This is a genomic window from Sphingomonas sp. URJC2, assembly GCF_059803575.1.
Map to the genome: position 1 here is coordinate 1 of NZ_JAPFGX010000034.1, position 22,236 is coordinate 22,236.

Below are 22,236 nucleotides of genomic sequence, written 5' to 3' on the forward strand. Positions count from 1 at the left end.
GTTTCACCCCGGTGCAGCCGGCGCGCCGGCCCGAACCGCCGGCCCGTCCCGCGCGCCCGGCGCGCGGCACCGACGATCGCCGCCAGTCGGGCAAGCTGACCGTCACCCGCGCGCTCAACGACGATGAAGGCGCGCGCGCCCGTTCGCTCGCCGCGCTGAAGCGTGCGCGCGAAAAGGAAAAGCGCGCCCATATGGGCGGGTTCAGCCAGCCCCAGGCCAAGCAGGTGCGCGACGTGGTGGTGCCAGAGGCGATCACCGTGTCCGAACTCGCCAACCGCATGGCCGAGCGCGGGGCCGATCTGGTCAAGGCGCTGTTCAAGATGGGCATGCCCGTCACCCTGACCCAGACCATCGATCAGGACACGGCCGAGCTGCTGGTCACCGAGTTCGGGCACCGCATCAAGCGCGTGTCGGATGCCGATATCGACATCCAGACCGCCGATGACGTCGATGCGCCCGAAACTCTCAAGCTGCGGCCGCCGGTGGTCACGATCATGGGTCATGTCGACCATGGCAAGACCTCGCTGCTCGACGCGCTGCGCGGCACCGATGTCGTCGCGGGCGAGGCCGGCGGGATCACCCAGCATATCGGTGCCTATCAGGTGACGATGAAGGACGGGTCGAAGATCACCTTCCTCGACACGCCGGGCCATGAAGCGTTCAGCGAAATGCGTGCGCGCGGTGCGAACGTGACCGACATTGTCGTGATCGTCGTCGCCGCCGATGACGGGCTGCGCCCGCAGACGGTGGAGGCGATCAACCACACCAAGGCCGCCGGCGTGCCGATGATCGTGGCGATCAACAAGATCGACAAGCACGAGGCCAAGCCGCAAAAGGTGCGCGAGGAACTGCTCCAGTATGAAGTCGTCGTCGAACAGATGGGCGGCGAAGTGCAGGATGTCGAAGTCTCCGCGCTCAAGCGCCAGAATCTTGAAGAGCTGATCGAGAAGATCCAGCTTCAGGCCGAATTGCTCGAACTGCGCGCCAATCCGGACCGCCCGGCCGAAGGCACGGTCGTCGAGGCGCAGCTCGACAAGGGCCGCGGCCCGGTGGCGACGATCCTGGTCGGGCGCGGCACGCTCAAGGTCGGCGACGTGTTCGTCGTCGGCGCGGAAAGCGGCAAGGTGCGCGCGATGATCGACGACAAGGGCCGGCAGGTGAAGGTTGCCGGTCCGTCGACGCCGGTCGAGGTGCTCGGCCTGTCGGGCGTGCCGATGGCCGGCGACCAGCTGACCGTCGTCGAGAACGAGGCCCGCGCCCGCGAGGTCGCCGCCTATCGCGCCAGCGTGATCCAGCAAAAGCGGACGACATCGGCCCCGGCGAGCCTCGAATCGATGTTCTCGGCGCTGCGCGACAAGCAGGCGATGGAATATCCGGTGGTGGTCAAGGCCGACACCCAGGGTTCGGCCGAAGCCATTGTCGGCGCGCTGAACAAGATCGGGACCGAGGACATCCGCGTCCGCATCCTGCATTCGGGCGTCGGCGGCATCACCGAAAGCGACGTCATCCTGGCGAGCGCGTCCAAGGCCCCGATCATCGGCTTCAACGTCCGCGCCAATGCCAAGGCGCGCGAGATTGCCAATCGTGACGGCGTCGCGCTCAAATATTACGACGTGATCTATCACCTGACCGACGAGATCCGCGCCGGCATGGCCGGGCAGCTCGGCCCGGAGTCGATCGAACATGTCGTCGGCCGCGCGGAAGTGCGCGAGGTCTTCTCGGCGGGCAAGCATGGCAAGGCGGCCGGTCTGCTCGTCACCGAAGGCTTTATCCGCAAGGCGCTCAAGGCGCGCATCACGCGCAACGATGTCATCATCTACAACGGCTCGATCGCCTCGCTGCGGCGGTTCAAGGACGATGTCGCGGAAGTGCGCGCAGGTCTGGAATGCGGCGTGACCTTTGAGGGTCATACCGACATCAAGGCCGGCGACTATCTGGAGACGTTCGAGGTCGAGCTGCGCGACCGCACGCTGTGAGCCGGGCGGGAAACGGCACGCGCGGCGGCGCAACCGGCGAACCGTCGGTGCGGCTGCTGCGCGTGGGCGAGCAGGTGCGCCACGCGCTGTCCGACGTGCTGATGCGCGGCGATGTGCATGACGATGTGCTCGCCGCGCACAGCGTGTCGGTGACCGAGGTGCGGATGTCGCCGGACCTGCGCCACGCGACCGTGTTCGTGAAGCCGCTGCTGGGCGCGGACGAAAAGGACGTGCTCGACGCGCTGAAGCGCAACGTCAAATATCTGCGCGGCGAAGTGGCGAGGCGGGTGAACCTCAAATTCTCCGCCCAGCTCAAATTCCTGCCGGATGAAAGCTTCGACGAGGCGAGCCGCATCGATTCGGTGCTGCGCAGCCCGAAGGTCGCGCAGGATCTGGGCGGCGAGGACGACTGATCCGCACCGCACGGGGTTGAACCGGCGGGAAAAACCCGCACAGTGCGGGCATGACCGGCCTGTCCCCCGCCCCGCTCGCTGCCACCGCATGTGGCGTGCTGTTCCGCCCGATCTTCGGCCTTGCGCTCGCCACCCTGCTTGCAGGTGCAGCCGGCGCGCAGACGCCCGCCCCCGCCCCCGCCACCGCGCCTGCCCCGGCATCACCGGCCACGCTGACCGGCCAGGATCTGTTCAACCTGGAAGTCGCGACCGATCCGCAGATCAGCCCGGACGGCACGATCATCGCCTATGTCCGCCGGTCGAACGACGTCATGACCGATCGCGCGCGGCCGACCATCTGGACGGTCGACACCCGCAGCGGCGCGCACACGCCGCTGGTCGCAGGCGCGGGATCGCATCTGCGCCCGCGCTGGTCGCCCGACGGCACCCGCCTTGCCTATGTCTCGACCGCCGAGGGCGGCGGCGCGCAGCTTTATGTGCGCTGGCTGGCGACCGGCCAGACCGCGCGGATCACCGGCCTGCCCACCGCCCCGTCAGGCATCGCCTGGTCGCCCGACGGCACGCGCATCGCCTATACGATGCGGGTGCCCGCCGAGGCCCCGTCGCTCGCCAAGCCGCTGCACAAGCCCGAGGGCGCGGAATGGGCCAAGCCGCTCGAAATCTATGACCGGGTCGTCTACCGCACCGATGCCGAAGGCTATCTGAAGCCGGGGCTGGACCAGATTTTCCTCGTCTCGGCCGAAGGCGGCGCGCCGCGCCAGCTGACCTTTGCCAAACAGCCGATCGGCGGGTCGATCGACTGGACGGCCGATGGCCGCGCGCTGATCTTCAGCGCCAATCTGACCGAGCGGTGGCAGCTCGAAGGGTTCGACACCGAACTGCACGAGCTGGACATCGCCACCGGCGCGATCCGCCGCCTGACCGACCGGCGCGGCCCCGATCAGGATCCCGCCGTCTCGCCCGATGGCAAATGGATCGCCTATACCGGCTTTGACGATGCCGGCCGCGCCTATGAAACGGGCGAGCTGTGGGTGATGCCGCGTGGCGGCGGCGCGCCGCGTTCGCTGACCGCGCGGCTCGACCGCGATGTGTCGTCGCCAGTCTGGGCGGCGGATTCGCGGTCGATTTATGCGGTGCAGGACGATCGTGGCACGACGCGGGTGATCCGCATCGGCCTTGACGGATCGGTCCGCACGGTGGCCGAGGGGCTGACCGATGCCGGGCTCGACCGCCCCTATGCCGGGGGCGCGTTCAGCGTCGCGCGCGACGGCAGCATCGCCATCACCGCGGGGACGGCGCAGCGCCCGTCCGACATCGCGCTGGTGCGCGGCGGCACCGCCCGGCGACTCACCCGGCTCAATGACGACTGGCTGGGGGCCAGGACGCTGGGCGAGGTCCGCAAGATCAGCGCGACCGCGTTCGACGGCAAGCAGATCGATGGCTGGCTGACCATCCCGCCGGTTCCCGCCAAGGGCGGGCGGCACCCGCTGATCCTTGAAATCCATGGCGGCCCGCACACCGCCTATGGCCCGTCCTTTGCGACCGACAACCAGCTTTATGCGAGCGCCGGCTATGCGGTGCTGTCGGTCAATCCGCGCGGTTCGACCAGCTATGGCGAAGCGTTCGCCAACGAAATCGACAAGAATTATCCGGCCCGCGACTATGACGATCTGATGAGCGCGGTCGACGCCGCCATCGCCACCGGGCTGATCGATCCCGACAATCTGTTCGTCACCGGCGGATCGGGCGGCGGCGTGCTGACCAGCTGGATCATCGGCAAGACCGACCGGTTCAGGGCCGCCGCCACGCAGAAGCCGGTGATCGACTGGGCAAGCTTTGCGCTTACCGCCGACAATCCGGCCTATTTTACCCGCTACTGGTTCGGCAAAAAGCCGTGGGAAGACCCCCAGACCTATTGGGCGCGCTCGCCCCTGTCGCTGGTCGGCAATGTGAAGACCCCGACCCTGGTGGTCGTCGGGTCGGAGGATTACCGCACCCCGGTCAGCGAATCCGAACAATATTATTCGGCGCTGCAACTGCAGGGCGTGCCGACCATGCTGGTCAAGGTGCCGGGGGCGAGCCATGGCGGCATCGCCGCGCGCCCGTCCCAGTCGGCGGCCAAGGCGGCGGCGATCACCGGCTGGTTCGACCGTTACCGCAAGCAATAACACCGCCCGCGCCCGGGCCGGGGAGGACAGATGGACGAGCTTCGCCAGCGCGCGATCGCGCTTTATGACGCCTTCACCCATGGCCCGGGCGGGGACCGCGACCGGCGCGGTTTTCTGCGCGACATGACGCTGCTCGCCGGCTCCGCCGCTGCTGCCGAGGCGCTGATCGCCGCCATCGCGCCGGCGGCGGCGGCCGCCGCCATCGTGCCCGCCGATGACCCGCGCCTTGTCACCCGCACCGATGAATGGGCGAGCGCGCCCGGGCGGACGATGCGCGCCTATGTCGCGCGCCCGGCAAAGGGCCGGCCGCGTGCCGCGATCGTCGTCATCCACGAAAATCGCGGCCTTAACGACCATATCCGCGATGTCGCACGGCGCATGGCACTGGAGGGTTTTGTCGCCGTCGCGCCCGACTTCCTCGCGCCCGGCGGCGGCACGCCCGCCGATGCCGATCAGGCGCGCACGATGATCGGCCAGCTCGATCTCGCCCGCACGCTTGCCGATGCCCAGTCGGCCATCGGCCATGCCGCGCAGCTGGTGCCGGGGGGCAAGGCCGGGGTCACCGGCTTTTGCTGGGGCGGCGCGCTGGTGCTGCGGCTCGCGGTCGCCGGGGCGCCGGGGCTGAAGGCGGCGGTCAGCTATTATGGCCCGGCCCCCGATCCGGCCGAGGCGGAGCGGGTGGCAGTGCCGGTGATGATCCATCTGCCCGCGCTCGATGCGCGGGTGGCGGCGACAGTGCGCCCCTTTGCCGGGGCGCTGATGCGCGCCGGGCGGCCGCTTGATCTGCACGAATATCCGGGCGCGAACCATGCGTTCAACAATGACAGCTCGGCCGAACGCTATGACGCCCCCGCCGCCACGCTGGCATGGGAACGGACGACGGGCTTTTTCCGCACCCATCTGGGCTGATCGCTATGATCTGAGCCCGCGTTCGTGTTATGTTCTGGCCGCACGAGTCGCCCCGGCGCGGCGATGGCGGAGGAGCATGAGATGGACGAGCTGATCCTGTACACCCATCCGATGTCGCGCGGCCGCACCGCGCGCTGGATGCTTGAGGAGCTGGGCCTGCCCTATCGCGCGGTGCTGCTCGACTATGGCACGACGATGAAGGCGCCCGAATATCTGGCCGTCAATCCGATGGGCAAGGTGCCGGCGCTGCGCCACGGCCAGACGGTGGTCACCGAATGCGCGGCGATCTGCGCCTATCTGGCCGATGCCTTTCCCGAAGCCGGCCTCGCCCCGCCGCCGGGCAGCGCCGCGCGCGGGGCCTATTATCGCTGGCTGTTCATCGCCGCCGGGCCGGTCGAGGCGGCGGTGATCGACCGGGTGCTGGGCGTGACCATTAGCGCCGAACAGCAGGCGATGGTCGGCTATGGCAGCTATGACGCGGTGGTCGACATGCTCGACGCGCATCTGGCGGCCAATGACTATGCGACCGGCGACCGGTTCAGCGCCGCCGATGTCATGCTGGGCGCGCAGATCGGCTGGGGGCTGGAGTTCGGCACCCTGCCGAGGCGCGCCTCCTTTGCCGCCTATGCCGAACGGCTGCTCGCGCGCCCGGCGGCGCAGCGCGCCCGCGCGATCGACGACGAGGCGATGGCCGCCGGCTGATCGGCGATCCGGCGCAGATGACAAAAAGGGCGCGGCGGCCACCCGGCCCCCGCGCCCCGTGTTCGTCCGCCATCCGGCCCGCCGTCACCGGCGGGCCGGGATGCGTCACCAGACCTTGATCCGCGCCTCGGGCGCCAGATAGCCTTTATCGCCCGGCTTGACGTCAAACGCCTTGTACCAGGCATCGAGGTTGCGCACGACATAGGGCCGGAAATGGCTGGGCGTGTGCGGATCGGTGGTCAGCTGCTGGAGCAGCTGCGCCTCGCGATATTTGCTCCGCCACACCTGCGCCCAGCCGAGGAAGAAGCGCTGATCGCCGGTAAAGCCGTCGATCACCGGGGCCTTCCGCCCGCCAAGCGACAGCTGATAGGCGTCATAGGCGACGGTCAGCCCGGCGAGATCGGCGATGTTCTCGCCCAGCGTCAGCGCGCCATTGACCTTGCGGCCCGGAAGCGGCTCATACGCGCCATATTGCGCGACCACCCGGTCGGTATAGCCCTTGAACCGGGTCGCGTCCTCGGCGGTCCACCATTCGGCCAGATTGCCGGTCTTGTCGAACTTGCGGCCCTGATCGTCGAAATGATGGCTGATTTCATGGCCGATCACCGCGCCGATGCCGCCATAATTCACCGCATCATCGGCCTTGGGGTCGAAGAAAGGTGCCTGCAGGATCGCGGCCGGGAACACGATCTCGTTCATCACCGGGCTGGCATAGGCATTCACCGTCTGCGGCGTCATGCCCCATTCGCTGCGGTCGACCGGCTTGCCGACCTTGTCCAGCCGCCGCTGATATTCGAACCGCGCCGCGCGTTCGGCATTGCCCAGCAGATCGCCCGGCCGCACCTCCAGCGTCGAATAATCGCGCCATTTGTCCGGATAGCCGATCTTGTAGGTGAAGGCGGCAAGCTTTTCGCGCGCCTGCGCCTTGGTGGCCGGGGCCATCCATTCCAGCCGCTGCAGCCGCACGTCGAACGCGGCGATCAGGTTCTTGACCAGCGTTTCCGCCTTGGCCTTGGCCTCGGGCGGGAAATAGCGCGCGACATAAAGCTCGCCCACCGCTTCGCCCATCAGCGCATTGGCCAGATCGACGCCGCGCTTCCACCGGTCCTTGAGCTGGGGCGTGCCAGCGAGCACCGTGCCCTTGAACGCGAAATCCTCGGCCACAAACGCCTTGGGCAGCATCGGCGCGGCGCGCGAGATCGCGTGGAAGGTCAGATAATCCTGCCAGACGGTGATCGGTTCATCGGCGATCAGCCGCGCGGTGCCGGCAATCGCGCTCGGCTGCGACACGATCAGCTGCGGCATGTCCAGCCCTGCCGACGACAGGAACAGCCCCCAGTCGATGCCGGGCATACGGGTGCCAAGCTCAGCCACCGGCATCGGGTTGTAACGCTTTTCCACCTGGCGCGATTCGGCGCGCGTCCAGTGGGTGGCGGCGATGCGGGTTTCAAGCGCGACGATGCCCGCCGCCTTCTGCTCGGCCCCGGCAATGCCGGCCAGCGTCAGCATCCGCGCGATATGCGCCTGATAGGCGCGGCGCGTCTCGACGAACTTCGGGTTCTTGTCGTCCAGATAATAATCGCGGTCGGGCAGGCCCAGCCCGCCCTGGCCGGCATAGGCGGCATAGCGGCTATTGTCCTTCAGGTCCTGAGCGACGCCCAGCCCGATCGGCGACCGCTTGCCCGCGCGCATGCCGTCGCCCAGATAGCGGACCAGATCGGTCTTGCTGGCGAGCGCGGCGATGCGCGCCAGTTCGGGCTGGAGCGGCGCAATGCCCGCCGCCTCGATCGCCGCTTCGTCCATGAAGCCCTGATAGAGCAGGCCGACCTTGTAGGCGGTGGTGCCGGGCTGGGCCTTGGCCGCGCCTTCGACGATCTCGCGCGTCCGCTGGTCCGACAGGTCGCGCAGCACGGCAAAGCCGCCCCAGCTCGACCGGTCGGCGGGAATCTGGGTGCGGTCGTCCCAGCCGCCATTGGCGAAGCGGTAGAAATCATCGCCCGGGCGCGCGGCCCGGTCCATGCCATCGGCATCAAAGCCGAAGCGGCCGAGTTCGGGCCGGTCGGCGGCCTTCGCCGCGGCGGCCATTGCGGGCGTCACCATTGCAGGCGAAAGCGGCAGCAGCGCCGCCGTGCAGGCAAGCAGCGCCGCGCGTGCGGCCATGCGGGTCATCATCTGTCTCTCCCCTTGGTCATCTGCATGTCTTGATGCGGGTCACGGGTCCCCGGTCCCGGCGGTCGCCGGGCGCGCGGACCGACGGTGGCGACCATATCGCGCCCCGCCCCCCACGCAACGGATCAGCCTGTCGTCGGTCGAACGCCATGGACCATTCGCAGACCGCGCCTTGCGCCCGCGCGCGGCAGGCCCGGCGCGTCCGCCGCCGGCAGGCGCAGCCGGACGAGCAGGCCGCCCAGATCCTCGCTCTCCTCCAGCGCCACCTGCCCGCCATAGATTTCGGCGACGTCGCGCACGATGGCGAGGCCAAGGCCGGTGCCGGGCTTGGACGTGTCGAGCCGCGCCCCGCGGTCGAACAGCCGGGCACGGTCCGCCTCGGCAATGCCGGCACCGTCATCCTCGACCAGAATCTCGGCGAAATCGCCGTCGCGGCGCACGGTGACGAACACGCTGCCACCGCCATATTTGGCGGCGTTTTCAACCAGATTGCCGATCAGCTCGTCCAGATCCTGACGCTCGATCCGAACCGCCAGATCGCGCGGCCCGTCGCGGTCGATGCGGACATCGGGGTAAAGCCGCGCGACCGCGCGCTCGACCGCCTCGATGCTCGGCCAGATCTCGGCCCGGGCATGGGCCTGGCCGCGCCGCCCGACCGCGCGGGCGCGGGCGAGATGATGATCGACCTGCCGCCGCATCGTCCGCGCCTCGCGCACCACCGATTCAGCCAGATCGGGGGCCTCGGCGGTGGCGGCGTTCATCAGCACGGTGAGCGGCGTCTTGAGCGCATGGGCAAGATTGCCGGCATGGCGGCGCGCCTCTTCGGCCTGACGCTCATTATGGGCGATCAGCGCGTTCAGCTCCTCGACCATCGGGGTCAGCTCCTCGGGCAGCGGCTCCTCCACCCGGCTCGCCTCGCCCGAGCGCATCCGCGCAATCGCCTCGCGCACCTTGCGCAGCGGCAGCAGCCCGTAAAAGGTCTGGAGCGCGGCGAGCACGATCAGCCCGAGGCCGAGGGCGGCAAAGCTGCGCACCAGCACGCGGCGCAGCGCGCGGATCTGGTCGTTCAGCCCCTTGCGGTCCTGCGCGACCTGAAACCGCCAGATGACCGGCGAGCCGGGCACCTCGACATCGCGTTCGAGCACGCGCAGCGGCTCTTCGGGAAACTCGCGGCTGTCATAGGCATGCAGGGCGCCCGGCGGATGATCGGCGCGCACCGACAGCGACCGGTCCCACAGCGAGCGTGAGCGGAAATGTTCAAAGCCGCGCCCGCTGATCTGGTAATACAGCCCCGATCCCGGCTCGAGAAAGCGCTGATCGCCGAGCGGGCGGTTGAGGATCACTTCGCCGCCCGGCCCGATTTCGGCCGAGGCGATCATCGCCGTCAGCACATAGCTCAGCTGATCGTCGAAGCTGCGGGTGAGAAAATTGGTCAGCACCCGGTCGAGCGCCAGCCCGCCGCCGATCAGCAGCACGCCGATCCAGATCGACGCGATGACGATCATCCGCCGGCTGAGCGAGCCGGTGGTGACGCGCGCGGGCATGAGCGAGGCAGGGGCCGGGGACGCGCCCCCGCCGTCCGGCCCGGCCTCGGGTGCGGCGGCGCTCAGTTCGCCGGCTCTTCCAGGCTGTAGCCAAGGCCGCGGATCGTGGTGATGACATCCTGGCCCAGCTTTTTGCGGATGCGCGTCACGAACACCTCGATGGTGTTCGAATCGCGGTCGAAATCCTGATCATAGATATGCTCGATCAGCTCGGTGCGGCTGACGACCTTGCCCTTGTGGTGCATCAGATAGCTGAGCAGCTTATATTCCTGCGCGGTCAGCTTGACCGGCTCCCCGGCCAGCGTGACCTTGCCCGAGCGGGTGTCGAGCCGGACATCGCCGGCGATCAGTTCGGAACTGGAATTGCCCGACGCGCGGCGGATGAGCGCGCGCAGCCGCGCGATCAGCTCTTCGGACTGGAAGGGCTTGGCCAGATAATCATCGGCCCCGGCATCCAGCCCCGCCACCTTGTCGGACCAGCTGTCGCGCGCGGTCAGCACCAGCACCGGCATCCCCCGGCCGTCGCGCCGCCAGCGGTCGAGCACGGTCAGCCCGTCAATCTCAGGCAGGCCGAGATCGAGGATCACCGCGTCATAGCTTTCGGTGGTGCCGAGGAAATGGCCATCCTCGCCATCGGTCGCCAGATCGACGGCATAGCCCGCCCCTTCCAGCGTGCGGCGCAGCTGCGCCCCGAGGCTCGGCTCGTCCTCGACGATCAAAACGCGCATCTGTGTCTCCGCTCTAGCGGCCGGACCGGCCGATGACATCGCCGGTGCGGGCGTCGATATCGACCCAGCTGACCCGGCCCTGGCGCATGAACTTCAGCCGGTAGACGGCCGCCCCCGGATCGAATTCCGGCCCCAGATAATCGGCATCGCCCATCATCGGCAGGATCCGGCTTTCGATCTGGCGCAGCGACATCACCTGCCCGGTGCGCCGCGCCTCGAACGCGTGATACTGGTCGCCGCGCCGGTCGACCTGGGCCTCCGCCCCGCCGGGCATGGCCCCGCCAAAGGCGGCCAGCGCGCCCAGCCCCGCTGCCGGGATAAGAATGATCTGCCTCATGCTTGCCATGATGCTTAGCGGGTAATGCCCGGGCTTTGAATAGGTCATGAATGGCCGCAGCTGCCAGCGTTCATCGGGACGTTCGGGGGCGCACCCGGTCGGTTTTGCTGGCACGCGCGCGCCAAGCCCCCTATCTGGCCCGCCATGTCCGCACCCGTTCTCGCCTTTGAAGATCTGGGCCTGGTCCAGGGATCAGGCTGGCTGTTCCGCAATCTCGACATCCATATCGGCGCGCGCGACCGGCTCGCGCTCATCGGCCGCAACGGTGCCGGCAAGACGACCTTGCTCAAGCTGCTCGCCGGGCGGATCGACTGTGACGAGGGGCGGCGGACCCTGGTGCCGGGCACCCATGTCGTGCTGCTCGAACAGGATCCGAAGGTCGATGGCTTTGCCACGCTCGGCGATTTCGCGCTCGCCGGGCCGGATGCGCCGCCCGCGCATGAGGTGGCGGCGATTGCCGACCAGATCGGGCTTGATCTATCGCGCGCGGCGGCAACCGCCAGCGGCGGCGAGCGGCGGCGCGCCGCCATCGCCCGCGCGCTTGCCCAGTCGCCCGACGTGCTGCTGCTCGACGAACCGACCAACCATCTCGACCTCGCGGCGATCGATTGGCTCGAATCCTGGCTCAACCGCTTTGCCGGCGCATTCGTGGTCATCAGCCATGACCGCACCTTCCTGACCCGGCTCACCCGGTCGACGCTGTGGCTCGACCGCGGACAGATGCGCCGCGCCGAAATCGGCTTTGGCGGGTTCGAGGCGTGGCAGGAAAAAGTCTATGCCGAAGAGGCGCGCGCCGCCGAAAAGCTCGATGCCAAGCTCAAGCTCGAGCTGCACTGGCTGCAACGCGGCGTCACCGCGCGGCGGCGGCGCAATCAGGGCCGGCTGGAGGCGCTCAACCGCATGCGCGCCCAGCGCGCGGCGATGCTCGGCCCGGCCGGGGCGGCCAAGCTGGCGATCGAGGCCGATGACGTCCGCACCAAGACGGTGATCGCCGCCGAGGACGTCAACAAATCCTTTGGCGACCGGAAGATCATCCGCGATTTCAACCTGCGCATCCAGCGCGGCGACCGCATCGGCATTGTCGGCGCGAACGGCGCGGGCAAGACGACGCTGCTGAAGCTGCTGACCGGGGAAACGCCCCCCGACACCGGCTCGGTCACGCTCGCGCGCACGCTTGACGGGGTGATCATCGACCAGCAGCGCAGCCTGCTCGCCCCCGACAAAAGGGTGCGCGACGTGCTGGCCGATGGTAGCGACTGGATCGAGGTGCTGGGCGTGCGCAAGCACATCCATGGCTATCTGAAGGAGTTTCTGTTCGACCCCGGCCTTGCCGATGCGCGCGTCGGCACGCTGTCGGGCGGGGAGCGGTCGCGGCTGCTGCTGGCGCGCGAGTTTGCCCGCCGGTCGAACCTGCTGGTGCTCGACGAGCCGACCAACGATCTCGATCTCGAAACGCTCGACCTGCTGCAGGAAGTGATCGCCGATTATGAAGGCACGGTGCTGATCGTCAGCCATGACCGCGACTTTCTCGACCGCACGGTCACGGTGACGCTGGGCCTCGACGGATCGGGCCGGGTCGACATCATCGCCGGCGGCTATGCCGATTGGGAGGCCAAGCGCCGCAAGCCGGCAGCGCCCCGCTCCGCGCCCCGCCCGGCGGCAAAGCCGGACTCTGCGCCGCGCCCGGCGGCAAAGCCCGCCGCCAAGCTCAGCTACAAGGACCAGCGCGACTATGATCTGCTGCCCGGGCGGATCGAGGCGCTCGATCAGGCGATCGCGCGCGACGAAGCGGCGCTTGCCGATCCCGATCTTTATGCCAGCAACCCGGCGCGCTTCCAGCAGCTGACCGACGCGATTGCGGCGGCCCGGGCGGAAAAGGACGCGGCCGAGGAACGGTGGCTCGAACTGGCGGAACGGGTGGAAACGCTCGGCTGAACTCTGTTGCGCGCCTCACGGCGCGGGGGCAGCACCGGCCCGCACCCCCACCCGGCCTCCCATCGGCAGGATACTCTGTGGGAGGCCGGGTGGGGGTGCGGGCCGGTGCCGTTCTTCCCAATCAAGAAACACCCGGTGCCGTGCTTCCCGATCAATAACTCCCTCTCACCCCTGCTGCGCGGCGATGCGTTCGCGGACGCGCGCCTCGAGCAGGGTGAGCGGCATCGCCCCCTCGCTCAGCACCTCGTGGAACTGGCGCACGTCGAACCTTTTGCCGAGCGCGCGCTCCGCCTCTTCGCGCAGCCGCTGCCAGACGCCGTGGCCGACCTTGTAGCTGCACGCCTGCCCCGGCTGGGTGCAATAGCGTTCGATCTCGCGTTCGGTGCGCGGGCGGGCGAAGCCGGTCGTCTCGACCATGTAATCGGCGGCCTTGGTGCGGCTCCAGCGGCGGCTGTGCAGCCCGGTGTCGACCACCAGCCGTGCCGCGCGGAACAGATAGGATTGCAGGAACCCCGCCCGCTCGACCGGGGTGCGATAGACGCCGGCCTCGTCGGCGATGCTTTCGGCATAGAGCGCCCAGCCTTCCGAATAGGCCGAAAATCCGCCCAGCTTGCGCAGCGTGGGAATATCCTTTGACTGCTGGGCCAGGCTGATCTGCAGATGATGCCCCGGCGTCCCTTCATGATAGGACAGCGCCGGCAGCGTGTATTTCGGCCAGTCGCCGACGTCCTTGAGGTTGATGAAATAGATGGCCGGGCGCGACCCGTCGAGCGAGGCGCCGCGATAATAGCCGTTGGACGCGCCATCCTGAATGTCGGCCGGCACCGCGCGGATTTCGAGCGGCTGGGTCGGCAGCGTCGCAAAGAAGCGCGGCAGCGCCGCCCCCATGCGCGCGACATCGGCATTCAGGCTTTCGATCAGCGCCGCCCGCCCGGCCGGCGTGTCGGGATAAAGCTGGTCGGGGCGACGGTTGAGCTGGGCGAGCCGCGCGCCGACACTGCCCGTGCTCAGCCCCTGGCCCTTCAGGATCGTGTCCAGTTCCGCGCTGATCTCGGCGACCTGATCCAGCCCCATGCGGTGAACCTCGTCCGGGCTCATCGTCGTGGTCGTCATCTGGGCGAGTGCGGCGGCATAGATCGCCTCGCCATCGGGCACCCGCCACACGCCGTCGCCGTCGCGCGTCGTCGGGCGCAGCGCGCGCAGCGCCGCGATCTGCCGGTCGAGCGCGGGCTGCACCTTGTCGGTCACGATCCGCGCCGCGCGCGTGCCCCAGTCCCCGGCCAGCCCGGCGGCCCGGGCACGGGTGACGAGCGACATCACCATGCCGCCGCTCTCGACCGGCTGGCCGCGCAGCCGCGCCAGCTGGGCGAGCGTCAGGTCGAGCGACCAGCCGGGGGCAAGATAGCCGCGCGCCGCCTGCGCCTGCTGCTCGGCCGTGTCCTCGTCGAGCACGCGGGCAAAGCCCTCGAGCCGCGCCAGATAGGCCTCGGCATCCTCGGCGGTGCGGACCGTGTGCGCGGTGTTGAGGAAATCGGGGACCGAGAAATAGGCCCCGCCCTGCTGGAACAGGCGATAGGGGCGCACCACCGAATCCAGCCCGAACCGCGTGGGGGCGACCGTCTGGCCGTCAAGCTGGTAGATGACGACGTCGAGGTTCAGCCGGTTGGCCGCCGACACCGCCTGCCGGTCGACGGCGCGCAGCGCGGCGAGCGCGGCGCGGATGCGCGCCAGTTCATCGGCGCGGCGGGCGGCGGTGCGCGGGGCCAGCTGCGCCTTGAGCGCCGCCCCCGCCCCGCGGTCGAGGCCAAGCTGGGTCGCCAGCTCGGGCGACCGCGCGACCGCTTCGGCAAAGATGCGCTCGAACAGCGCGCTCAGCGCGGCGTCGGCCGATCCGGCCTGCGCGCGGAGCGGCGCGGGCAGCAGCCCGGCGGCCGCCCCGCCAATGCCAAGCAGCGCGGCTGCGCCGAGAAACTCACGACGGTCCATCATTCTCTCCCCTTTTTTTGCCGGCCCGCGCCCGGACCTTAATCCTATGCGTCTGTAAATCCAGCCTGTTCGGGCCGTCCGGCGCGGCCGAGCAGCTCGGTCACATAATGGCGCGCGACCCGGCCCGAACGGGCACCGCGCCGGATTGCGAATGCCAGCGCATCATCGGCGGCGAAATCCAGGCCATTGGCGGCGCAATAGGACGCGACAATCGCCAGATAGCCGTCCTGATCGAGCGCGTGAAAACCAAGGCTCAGCCCGAACCGGTCGGCCAGCGCCAGCTGGTCGTCGGCAGCATCGCGCGGATTGGCGGCGGCGGCCTCCGCACCCAGATCGCGCGGCACGATATGGCGGCGGTTGGTGGTCACGCACAGCCGGACATTGGCCGGCCGCGCCTCCGCCCCGCCGTCCAGCAGCGCGCGCAGCAGGCGCGGCGCGGGGCTGTCGGCGGCAAAGCCCAGATCGTCGATGAACAGCATGAACGCACGCGGCACGCCCTCGAGCAGCGCGAACAGCGCCGCCAGCCCCGCGCGATCGCCAGTCGCGGCCAGCCGGTCGCCCGCCACCTCGACCAGCGCCAGCGCGCCGCCCGCCGCCTGCACATCGGCGACTGCGCTTTTGGCGAGCGCGGATTTGCCCATGCCCTTGGCCCCCCAGAGCAGCATGTCATGCGCCGCGGCACCGGCGGCGAGCCGGGCGAGATTGGCGCGCACCGCCTGTTTCTGATCGTCGATCCCGGTCAGCAGCGGCAACGGCACCGGCCGAAAACCGCGCGCGGCGACCAGCGCCCCGCCCGTCCAGAGATAGGCGGGATAGGCCAGCGGATCGGCCATCGCCGGCGGCGGGGGCGCGAGCCGTTCGAGCGCGGCGGCGATACGGGCAAGGTCGGCACTGGTCATGCCACGAACATAGCCGGGCACGCTCCGGCGTCACTCCCCCTTCCCGCCCGCCGCCGGCGATGCAGCCAGGCAGGTCAGTCAACCGCGCGCTGGTCCTCGCCGCGCAGATCATGCGCCTTCATCAGATCATAGAGCGTCGGGCGGCTGATCCCCAGCAGCTTGGCGGTGGCCGAGATATTGCCTTCGGTGCGGGCGAGCGCGCGGCGGATCGCCGCCAGTTCGGCGGTCTCGCGCACCGCGCGCAGCGAGATCATCTCGTCCGCCGCCTCGGGCGCGGCAAGATCGAGATCGGCGGCGGTGACGCGCTTGCCATCGGCCATGATCACCGCGCGCTTCACCCGGTTTTCCAGTTCGCGGACATTGCCCGGCCAATGCCAGGCATCGATGGCGGCAACGGCATCGGCGGCAAGGCCGGTGACGCCCCGGCCCATGGCCTTGGCATGATGCGCGAGGAAATGCCGCGCGAGGAGCACCGGATCGCCGCTGCGGTCCTTGAGCGGCGGGATGCGCACGACGATTTCGGCCAGCCGGTAATAAAGATCCTCGCGGAACCGCCCCTCGGCGATCATCGCCTCCAGATTCTGATGGGTCGCGCAGACGATCCGCGCATCGACGGGGATCGCCCGCCGGCCGCCGACCCGCTCGATCACCCGTTCCTGCAGGAAACGCAGCAGCTTGACCTGAAGCGGCAGCGGAATGTCGCCAACTTCATCGAGGAACAGGGTGCCGCCCTCGGCCTGTTCGATCTTGCCCTCGGTGGTGCGGATCGCGCCGGTGAACGCGCCCTTTTCATGGCCGAACAGCTCGGCCTCGAGCAGGTTTTCGGGGATCGCCGCGCAGTTGATCGGCACGAATGCGCCCTTGCGCCCGCTCTGCGCATGGACGGCGCGGGCAAGCAGTTCCTTGCCCGTCCCGCTCGCCCCGAGCAGCATCACCGCGACATTGGCGCTGCCCACGCGCTCGATCGTGCGCGCGACCGTCAGCATTTCAGGCGCGGCGGTGACGATCCCGCCCAGCACCGCCTGCCCCTCGGTCCGGGCGCGCAGCCGCGCCAGATCGGCCTCGATCGCGTGCAGGTGAAAGGCGCGCGACACGATCAGGCGCAGCGCATCGATATCGACGGGCTTGCGGTAGAAATCATAGGCCCCGGCGGCAATCGCGGTCATCGCACTTTCGGGCGCGCCATGCCCGGTTGCCACCACCACCTTCAGATCAGGCTTCAGGCGCAGCATTTCGGCCAGCGCGGCAAAGCCTTCGGACGTGCCGTCGGGATCGGGCGGCAGGCCGAGATCGAGCGTCGTCACCGCCGGCTCGTGCGCGCGCAGCGCCTCGATCGCGCCGGCGCGGTCGAACGCGGCCACCACCTCATATTCCTCATAGGCCCAGCGCAGCTGGCGCTGGAGGCCCTGATCGTCCTCGACGACCAGCAGGATCGGCTTTTTCTCAGTCATGCGGCCTCGTCGATGCTGGCGCGGGGCAGGATCAGCGTGAACCGGCTGCCCTGCCCCTCATGGCTTTCCACCTCGATGCGCCCGCCCATGGCGGCGACCAGCGCCCGCGCCTCATAGGCGCCGATGCCGAAGCCGCCGGGCTTGGTCGAGGAAAAAGGGCGGAACAATTCGCTGCGGATGAACTCACGGCTCATGCCCCGGCCCTGGTCGATGATCTCGATTGCGCCCTCCAGCCCGCGCCGGCGCGTGCGGACGACCACCGGCGCGCCGGGCGGCGACGCGTCGAGCGCGTTCTGGACCAGATGGGCGACCGCCTGTTCCAGCCGCGCCGGATCGGCAAGCAGCACCAGATCGGCATCGACGTCCAGCTGCACCCGGCCTGCCCCCCCGCGCCCGGCCCCGGCCCGCGCCGCCATCCCGGCCAGCAGCCCCTGCACACCCAGCGCGCGCGGCTCCTCCGCCGGGCCGCGATCATGCGGGGCAAGCCGCGCCAGCAAATCGCCCAGCCGCGTCGCGGCATCGTTGAGCGTCGCGATCATGTCGGCGCGAAACTCCGGATTTTCGGCATGGCGCGCGGCGTTGCGGGCGAGCAGGCTGAGCTGGCTGACCAGATTCTTGATGTCGTGCAGGATGAAGGCGAAGCGGCGGTTGAACTCGTCGAACCGCCGCGCCTCGGCCAGCGCCTCCTGCCCGCGCGCCTCGCTCAGATAGCTGGCCGCCTGCCGGCCGACGACGCGCAGCAGGTCGAAATCCTCCCAGTCCAGCCCGCGGTCGATCGGCGGCCGGGCGAGCAGCACCAGCCCGGCCAGCCGGTCGAAATGCGGCAGCGGAACAATGGCCCAGGCGCGGGCATCGCCGGCCAGCCAGCCGGGCAGCGCGACCGGCTCGGCCGCCAGCTCGACGATGCGGCCACAGGCAAGCTGCCCGGCTGCATCAGGGGCGATGCCGCCCGCGCCGATCTGCCCCCAGCGCCACTGGTCGACCGCCATCAGCCCGCCCTGCCCGTCGGGGGTGAACAGCAGCCCCGCCGGGCTGTCGGTCAGCTCGGCAATCGCGCGCACGACCCGTTCGCCCAGCGGCGCATCCGCGCCCGGCGCGCCCAAAGTCTCGGTGAAGCGCAGCCATTCGGCGCGATAGTCATAGCGGTGCTGGAACAGATGCTTGGCCAGCTTGACCTTGATCCACGCCCGGAACCGGTCCGACGGCAGGAAGATCAATGCGGCAAGCGTCGTGCCGAACAGCGCCCCGGCCTGCACCAGCCGCGCATAATCGCCGCCCAGCCGGCCGAGCGCGACCGTGACCAGCGCCATCACCCCCAGATAGGCAAGGATCGCGATCAGCGACAGCGACTGGAAGGCCAGCGTGCGCGACAGCCGCATCCGCCACGGATCGGACCGGCGCAGCCCCGGCGCGAACACCGGCGCGGCCAGCAGCGCCACCAGCCCGCGCAGATCGATCAGCCGCGCCGACCAGCCCGGGTCCATCGCCGCCAGCGCATAAAGCTGAAGATCGGCCGCCCAGAGCACGGCCAGCCCGGTCATCGGCAGCCTGAGGCCCGCGCGCGCCTCGGGATCGGCGGCGGTGTAGAGATTGTGGAGCAGCACCAGCGCGCCGATGGCCGCCACCAGCCGCAGCACATTGGCGGCAAACGGGGCCAGTCCGCCGGGCGGCAGCAGCGCCACCGCCGGCGCGGCCAGGATCACCGCCGCGACCACCGCGTAAAGCAGCATCAGCCCGGCGGGCCGGGCGTCGCGTGCGCCCTGGCGCAGCAGCAGCGCCATCCATGCCAGCCAGCCCAGATTGCGCAGCGATTCGGCCGCCGCCGCCGCGCCGGTGCGCGCGGTGGCAAAGGCGATGACCAGCGCCCAGAAAGCGGTGCCCGCCAGCGCCAGCGTCAGCGCGCGCTGTGCCGGGGTGCGCGGCGCGCGCATCTGCCACAGCGCCAGCGCCACGAACAGCGTCGCGGCCAGCGCATGGCTCCAGATGCCGATCGTCGCGGTCACGCGCGCGGGTCTCCGCCGACTGTCAAAAGGACCGACAGGTTGCGCCGCCAATGACGAAAAAATGCTGAACGCGGGCGCTGCCCACCGCACGCCCCCGGCCGCACGCTGCTGACACTGATTTCAGTTGCAGCGAAAAACTCTCTTTAACTTCGCCCCGGCTAGTGGCACTCTCCGGCAAAACAAGAAATGCCCGAGGAGATGATGCCCATGGCCACGCTTGCTCCATCCGCCGACGCCCAATCCGCCCCTGCCGGTCAGGGCGCAGACAAGGCCGCCAACCCGCTCGACGTCAGCCGGGCCGAGCTTTACGCCGAGGATCGCTGGCAGGAACCGTTCCGCCGGCTGCGCGCCGAAGCCCCTGTCTATTACTGCGAAGACAGCGCCTTTGGCCCCTATTGGTCGGTGTCGACCTACAAGCCCATCGTCCATGTCGAGGCGCTGCCCGAAATCTATTCGTCGCAGCCGACCATCACCATCGCCGACCCCATTGAGGGCGAGCCGCGCATGCCGATGTTCATCGCGATGGACCGGCCCAAGCATACCGAGCAGCGCCGCACCGTCTCCCCGGCATTCACGCCCAGCGAAATCGGCCGCATGGCCGTGGACGTGCGCCGCCGCACCGAGGAGATTCTCGACACCCTGCCCGTCGGCCAGACGTTCGACTGGGTCGACAAGGTGTCGATCGAACTGACGACGCAGATGCTCGCCATCCTGTTCGATTTCCCCTGGGAAGACCGGCGCAAGCTGACCTTCTGGTCCGACTGGGCGGGCGATATCGAGCTGGTCCATAACGAGGACACGCGCCAGCAGCGGCTGGGGCACATGTTTGAATGTGCCGCCTATTTCCGCAAGCTGTGGGAGGAGAAAAAGGGCAAGCCGCTGACCCCGGACCTGATCTCGATGATGCTGCATTCCGACGCCATGTCGGAAATGGACGACATGGAGTTTCTGGGCAATCTGATCCTGCTGATCGTCGGCGGCAACGACACGACGCGCAACTCGATGAGCGCCGCCGTCTATGGTCTCAACCTGTTCCCCGACGAACGCACCAAGCTGGAAACCAATCCGGGGCTGATCCCCAATGCGGTGCAGGAAATCATCCGCTGGCAGACGCCGCTTGCCCATATGCGCCGCACCGCCACCCAGGACACCGAGCTTGAGGGGCAGAAGATCCGCGCCGGCGACAAGCTTGCCCTCTGGTATATCTCGGGCAATCGCGACGAAAGCGTGTTCCCCGATCCCGACCGGCTGATCGTCGACCGCGAAAATGCGCGCCGGCATCTGGCGTTCGGCTATGGCATCCATCGCTGCGTCGGTGCGCGGCTGGCCGAGCTGCAGATTTCGATCCTGCTCGAGGAAATGGCCAAAAGGCGGATGCGCGTCCATGTCGAGGGCGAGCCGTCGCGGGTGAAGGCCTGCTTCGTCCATGGCTATCGCCAGATGCCGGTGCAGATCGAGACCTATTGATCCGGCAGGCGCAGGTCCGCGCGGTGCAACCGCGCCGCCCGGGCCTGCGTAACTTGCTCCGGGCCGGGCGCGAACCGGCCGGAGGAGGAAGATGATGCCCGATCGCCGCACCCTGATCGGCCTTGGCGCAGGCGCGCTTGGCGCATGGCTGCTTGTCGGCGGCGGATGGCGCTCCGGCCCGGCGCGGGCGGCGCGCGCCGGCGACCCGCGTTTTGCCCTGTCTCCCGCCCAGTGGCGCCAGCGCCTGTCGCCCGCCGCCTATCGCGTGCTGCGCGAAGAGGCGACCGAGCGGCCCTTCACCAGCGCCCTGCTCGGCGAGAAACGGCGCGGCACCTATGCCTGTGCCGGCTGCGGCCTGCCGCTGTTCGCCTCGACCGCCAAATATGACAGCGGCACCGGCTGGCCCAGCTTTACCGCCGCGCTGCCCGGTGCGATCGGCACGGCGACCGATTACAAGCTCGGCTATCCGCGCACCGAGGAACATTGCCGGCGCTGCGGCGGCCATCTCGGTCACATTTTCGATGACGGCCCGCCGCCGACCGGCCAGCGCCACTGCATCAACGGGGTCGCGCTGCGTTTCGTGCCGGCCTGAACCGGATCAGTGCCGCCGCTCGCGCCTCAGCACATAGCGGCCGTCTTCCAGCCCGTCGAACAGGCCGGGGATCGCCGGATGGCTGACCGGCCCGCCCGCCGCATCGTTGAGCAGATTCTGCTGGCTGACATAGGCGACATAGCTGCTCTCGGCATTTTCGGCGAGCAGATGGTAAAAAGGCTGGTCTTTGGCCGGGCGCACCTGCGCGGGGATCGCCTGATACCATTCCTCGGTATTGGCAAAGACCGGATCGACATCGAACACCACGCCACGAAAATCGAACAGGCGGTGGCGCACAATGTCGCCGATCGCAAAACGGGCATGGGCAATCGGCGGGGCAACGGGGTTGGACCCGCCCGATTCGTCGAGCATGGCTGCCGGGGCAAAACTGGCCGCGACATCGCCGGTCCGGGTGCTGTCATCCTGGCTCATAGCCTTTATTTAGGGGCCGCCCGCCATGCTGCAAGCCGGGCTTGTGCAGCCCCGCCCTATCCGCTAGAGGCCCCGCTCTCGACCGGCGCTTTCCCGCGCCAAGCGTCTCGCGGAGAGGTGGCTGAGAGGTCGAAAGCACCGCACTCGAAATGCGGCGTGCCGGCAACGGTACCGTGGGTTCGAATCCCACCCTCTCCGCCAGAAACCTTTGATTTTAGGCGATTTTTTCAATCTCGAGCATTTGCCGCGAAAGCCGCTCCCTGAAAAGGGCGCTTGCCCGGGGCCGGATTCGCCCGAACGGGTTGGGCCGCCGGGCGGTCGGGGGATTTGCCGCCCGACGCACGCCTGACCCACAAATGGCGCGAGACGCACTATCCGGCGGCCGATCCGGCATTCACCCACGATCCCGACGCGCGTCTGGGGCGGTTCTACGATTGCTCCCCTTATGCCGACGCGCGCTGCCTCCTCTATCCCGTGGGGCGCGAACTCGGCCCCGATCGGCGGCAGCCGCCCGGCTGACCGTTC

18 protein-coding genes and 1 tRNA gene are annotated in these 22,236 nt (G+C 69.1%); 10 read left to right on the forward strand and 9 right to left on the reverse strand.

All coding sequences use genetic code 11. The features are described from left to right. The 5 genes from infB to OPU66_RS11610 all read left to right on the forward strand — a co-directional run. Positions 1 to 1,976 (forward strand): translation initiation factor IF-2 (gene infB / locus OPU66_RS11590; RefSeq protein ID WP_498553808.1); only part of this gene is annotated, 1,976 nt, incomplete at its 5' end. Next, positions 1,973 to 2,389, forward strand: a complete 417-nt coding sequence (gene rbfA, locus OPU66_RS11595) for a 30S ribosome-binding factor RbfA (RefSeq protein WP_498553809.1) — start codon at positions 1,973 to 1,975, stop codon at positions 2,387 to 2,389. The genes infB and rbfA, both read left to right, overlap by 4 nt. A 50-nt stretch (positions 2,390 to 2,439) precedes the next feature. Beyond that, positions 2,440 to 4,557, forward strand: a complete 2,118-nt coding sequence (locus OPU66_RS11600; protein WP_498553810.1) for a S9 family peptidase — start codon at positions 2,440 to 2,442, stop codon at positions 4,555 to 4,557. Between the two features lie 30 nt (positions 4,558 to 4,587). Next, positions 4,588 to 5,466: a dienelactone hydrolase family protein gene (locus OPU66_RS11605; protein ID WP_498553811.1), complete on the forward strand. Its 879-nt coding sequence runs from the start codon at positions 4,588 to 4,590 to the stop codon at positions 5,464 to 5,466. Positions 5,467 to 5,529: 63 nt separating this feature from the next. Continuing rightward, complete coding sequence (locus OPU66_RS11610; RefSeq protein WP_498553812.1) at positions 5,530 to 6,168, forward strand: glutathione S-transferase family protein; 639 nt, start codon at positions 5,530 to 5,532, stop codon at positions 6,166 to 6,168. Between the two features lie 105 nt (positions 6,169 to 6,273). On the opposite strand, the gene OPU66_RS11615 is transcribed toward OPU66_RS11610, so the two are convergent. The 4 genes from OPU66_RS11615 to OPU66_RS11630 all read right to left on the reverse strand — a co-directional run bounded on the left by OPU66_RS11615 (position 6,274) and on the right by OPU66_RS11630 (position 10,955). Continuing rightward, on the reverse strand, positions 6,274 to 8,337 hold the full coding sequence (locus tag OPU66_RS11615; RefSeq protein WP_498553831.1) for a M13 family metallopeptidase: 2,064 nt from the start codon (positions 8,335 to 8,337) through the stop codon (positions 6,274 to 6,276). Between the two features lie 125 nt (positions 8,338 to 8,462). Then, entirely contained in the window at positions 8,463 to 9,842 is a 1,380-nt protein-coding gene (locus OPU66_RS11620; RefSeq protein ID WP_498553832.1) for a sensor histidine kinase, read from the reverse strand. Positions 9,843 to 9,943: 101 nt separating this feature from the next. Next, a complete protein-coding gene (locus OPU66_RS11625) occupies positions 9,944 to 10,609 on the reverse strand; it encodes a response regulator transcription factor (protein ID WP_498553813.1) in 666 nt (221 codons plus the stop codon). A gap of 13 nt (positions 10,610 to 10,622) precedes the next feature. Continuing rightward, positions 10,623 to 10,955 carry a PepSY domain-containing protein gene (locus tag OPU66_RS11630; RefSeq protein ID WP_498553814.1) on the reverse strand — a complete coding sequence of 111 codons (333 nt, stop codon included), beginning with the start codon at positions 10,953 to 10,955 and terminating at the stop codon, positions 10,623 to 10,625. A 135-nt stretch (positions 10,956 to 11,090) separates the two neighbouring features. Between OPU66_RS11630 and OPU66_RS11635 the strand changes: the two genes are divergently transcribed. Next, positions 11,091 to 12,881: an ABC-F family ATP-binding cassette domain-containing protein gene (locus OPU66_RS11635; protein ID WP_498553815.1), complete on the forward strand. Its 1,791-nt coding sequence runs from the start codon at positions 11,091 to 11,093 to the stop codon at positions 12,879 to 12,881. Positions 12,882 to 13,046: 165 nt separating this feature from the next. On the opposite strand, the gene OPU66_RS11640 is transcribed toward OPU66_RS11635, so the two are convergent. The 4 genes from OPU66_RS11640 to prsK form a co-directional block, all read right to left on the reverse strand. Next, entirely contained in the window at positions 13,047 to 14,867 is a 1,821-nt protein-coding gene (locus tag OPU66_RS11640) for a DUF885 domain-containing protein (protein WP_498553833.1), read from the reverse strand. Between the two features lie 44 nt (positions 14,868 to 14,911). Further along, on the reverse strand, positions 14,912 to 15,766 hold the full coding sequence (locus OPU66_RS11645) for a DUF815 domain-containing protein (protein ID WP_498553816.1): 855 nt from the start codon (positions 15,764 to 15,766) through the stop codon (positions 14,912 to 14,914). 74 nt (positions 15,767 to 15,840) lie between these two features. Next, positions 15,841 to 17,217, reverse strand: a complete 1,377-nt coding sequence (gene prsR, locus OPU66_RS11650) for a PEP-CTERM-box response regulator transcription factor (protein ID WP_498553817.1) — start codon at positions 17,215 to 17,217, stop codon at positions 15,841 to 15,843. After that, positions 17,214 to 19,220, reverse strand: a complete 2,007-nt coding sequence (gene prsK / locus OPU66_RS11655) for an XrtA/PEP-CTERM system histidine kinase PrsK (protein ID WP_498553818.1) — start codon at positions 19,218 to 19,220, stop codon at positions 17,214 to 17,216. The genes prsR and prsK overlap by 4 nt, the downstream gene beginning before the upstream one ends. 207 nt (positions 19,221 to 19,427) lie before the next feature. Between prsK and OPU66_RS11660 the strand changes: the two genes are divergently transcribed. Both OPU66_RS11660 and msrB read left to right on the forward strand, forming a co-directional pair. After that, on the forward strand, positions 19,428 to 20,687 hold the full coding sequence (locus OPU66_RS11660) for a cytochrome P450 (RefSeq protein WP_498553819.1): 1,260 nt from the start codon (positions 19,428 to 19,430) through the stop codon (positions 20,685 to 20,687). 91 nt (positions 20,688 to 20,778) lie between these two features. Beyond that, complete coding sequence (gene msrB, locus OPU66_RS11665; protein ID WP_498553820.1) at positions 20,779 to 21,279, forward strand: peptide-methionine (R)-S-oxide reductase MsrB; 501 nt, start codon at positions 20,779 to 20,781, stop codon at positions 21,277 to 21,279. 6 nt (positions 21,280 to 21,285) lie between these two features. Here msrB and hspQ read toward each other — a convergent pair whose 3' ends face one another. After that, positions 21,286 to 21,651, reverse strand: coding sequence for a heat shock protein HspQ (gene hspQ / locus OPU66_RS11670; RefSeq protein ID WP_498553834.1), 366 nt, complete (start codon positions 21,649 to 21,651; stop codon positions 21,286 to 21,288). A 171-nt stretch (positions 21,652 to 21,822) separates the two neighbouring features. On the opposite strand from hspQ, the gene OPU66_RS11675 reads away from it, so the two are divergent. Both OPU66_RS11675 and OPU66_RS11680 read left to right on the forward strand, forming a co-directional pair. Next, positions 21,823 to 21,912, forward strand: a tRNA-Ser gene (locus OPU66_RS11675). Between the two features lie 126 nt (positions 21,913 to 22,038). After that, positions 22,039 to 22,230: a hypothetical protein gene (locus tag OPU66_RS11680; protein ID WP_498553821.1), complete on the forward strand. Its 192-nt coding sequence runs from the start codon at positions 22,039 to 22,041 to the stop codon at positions 22,228 to 22,230. Positions 22,231 to 22,236: the final 6 nt, after the last annotated feature.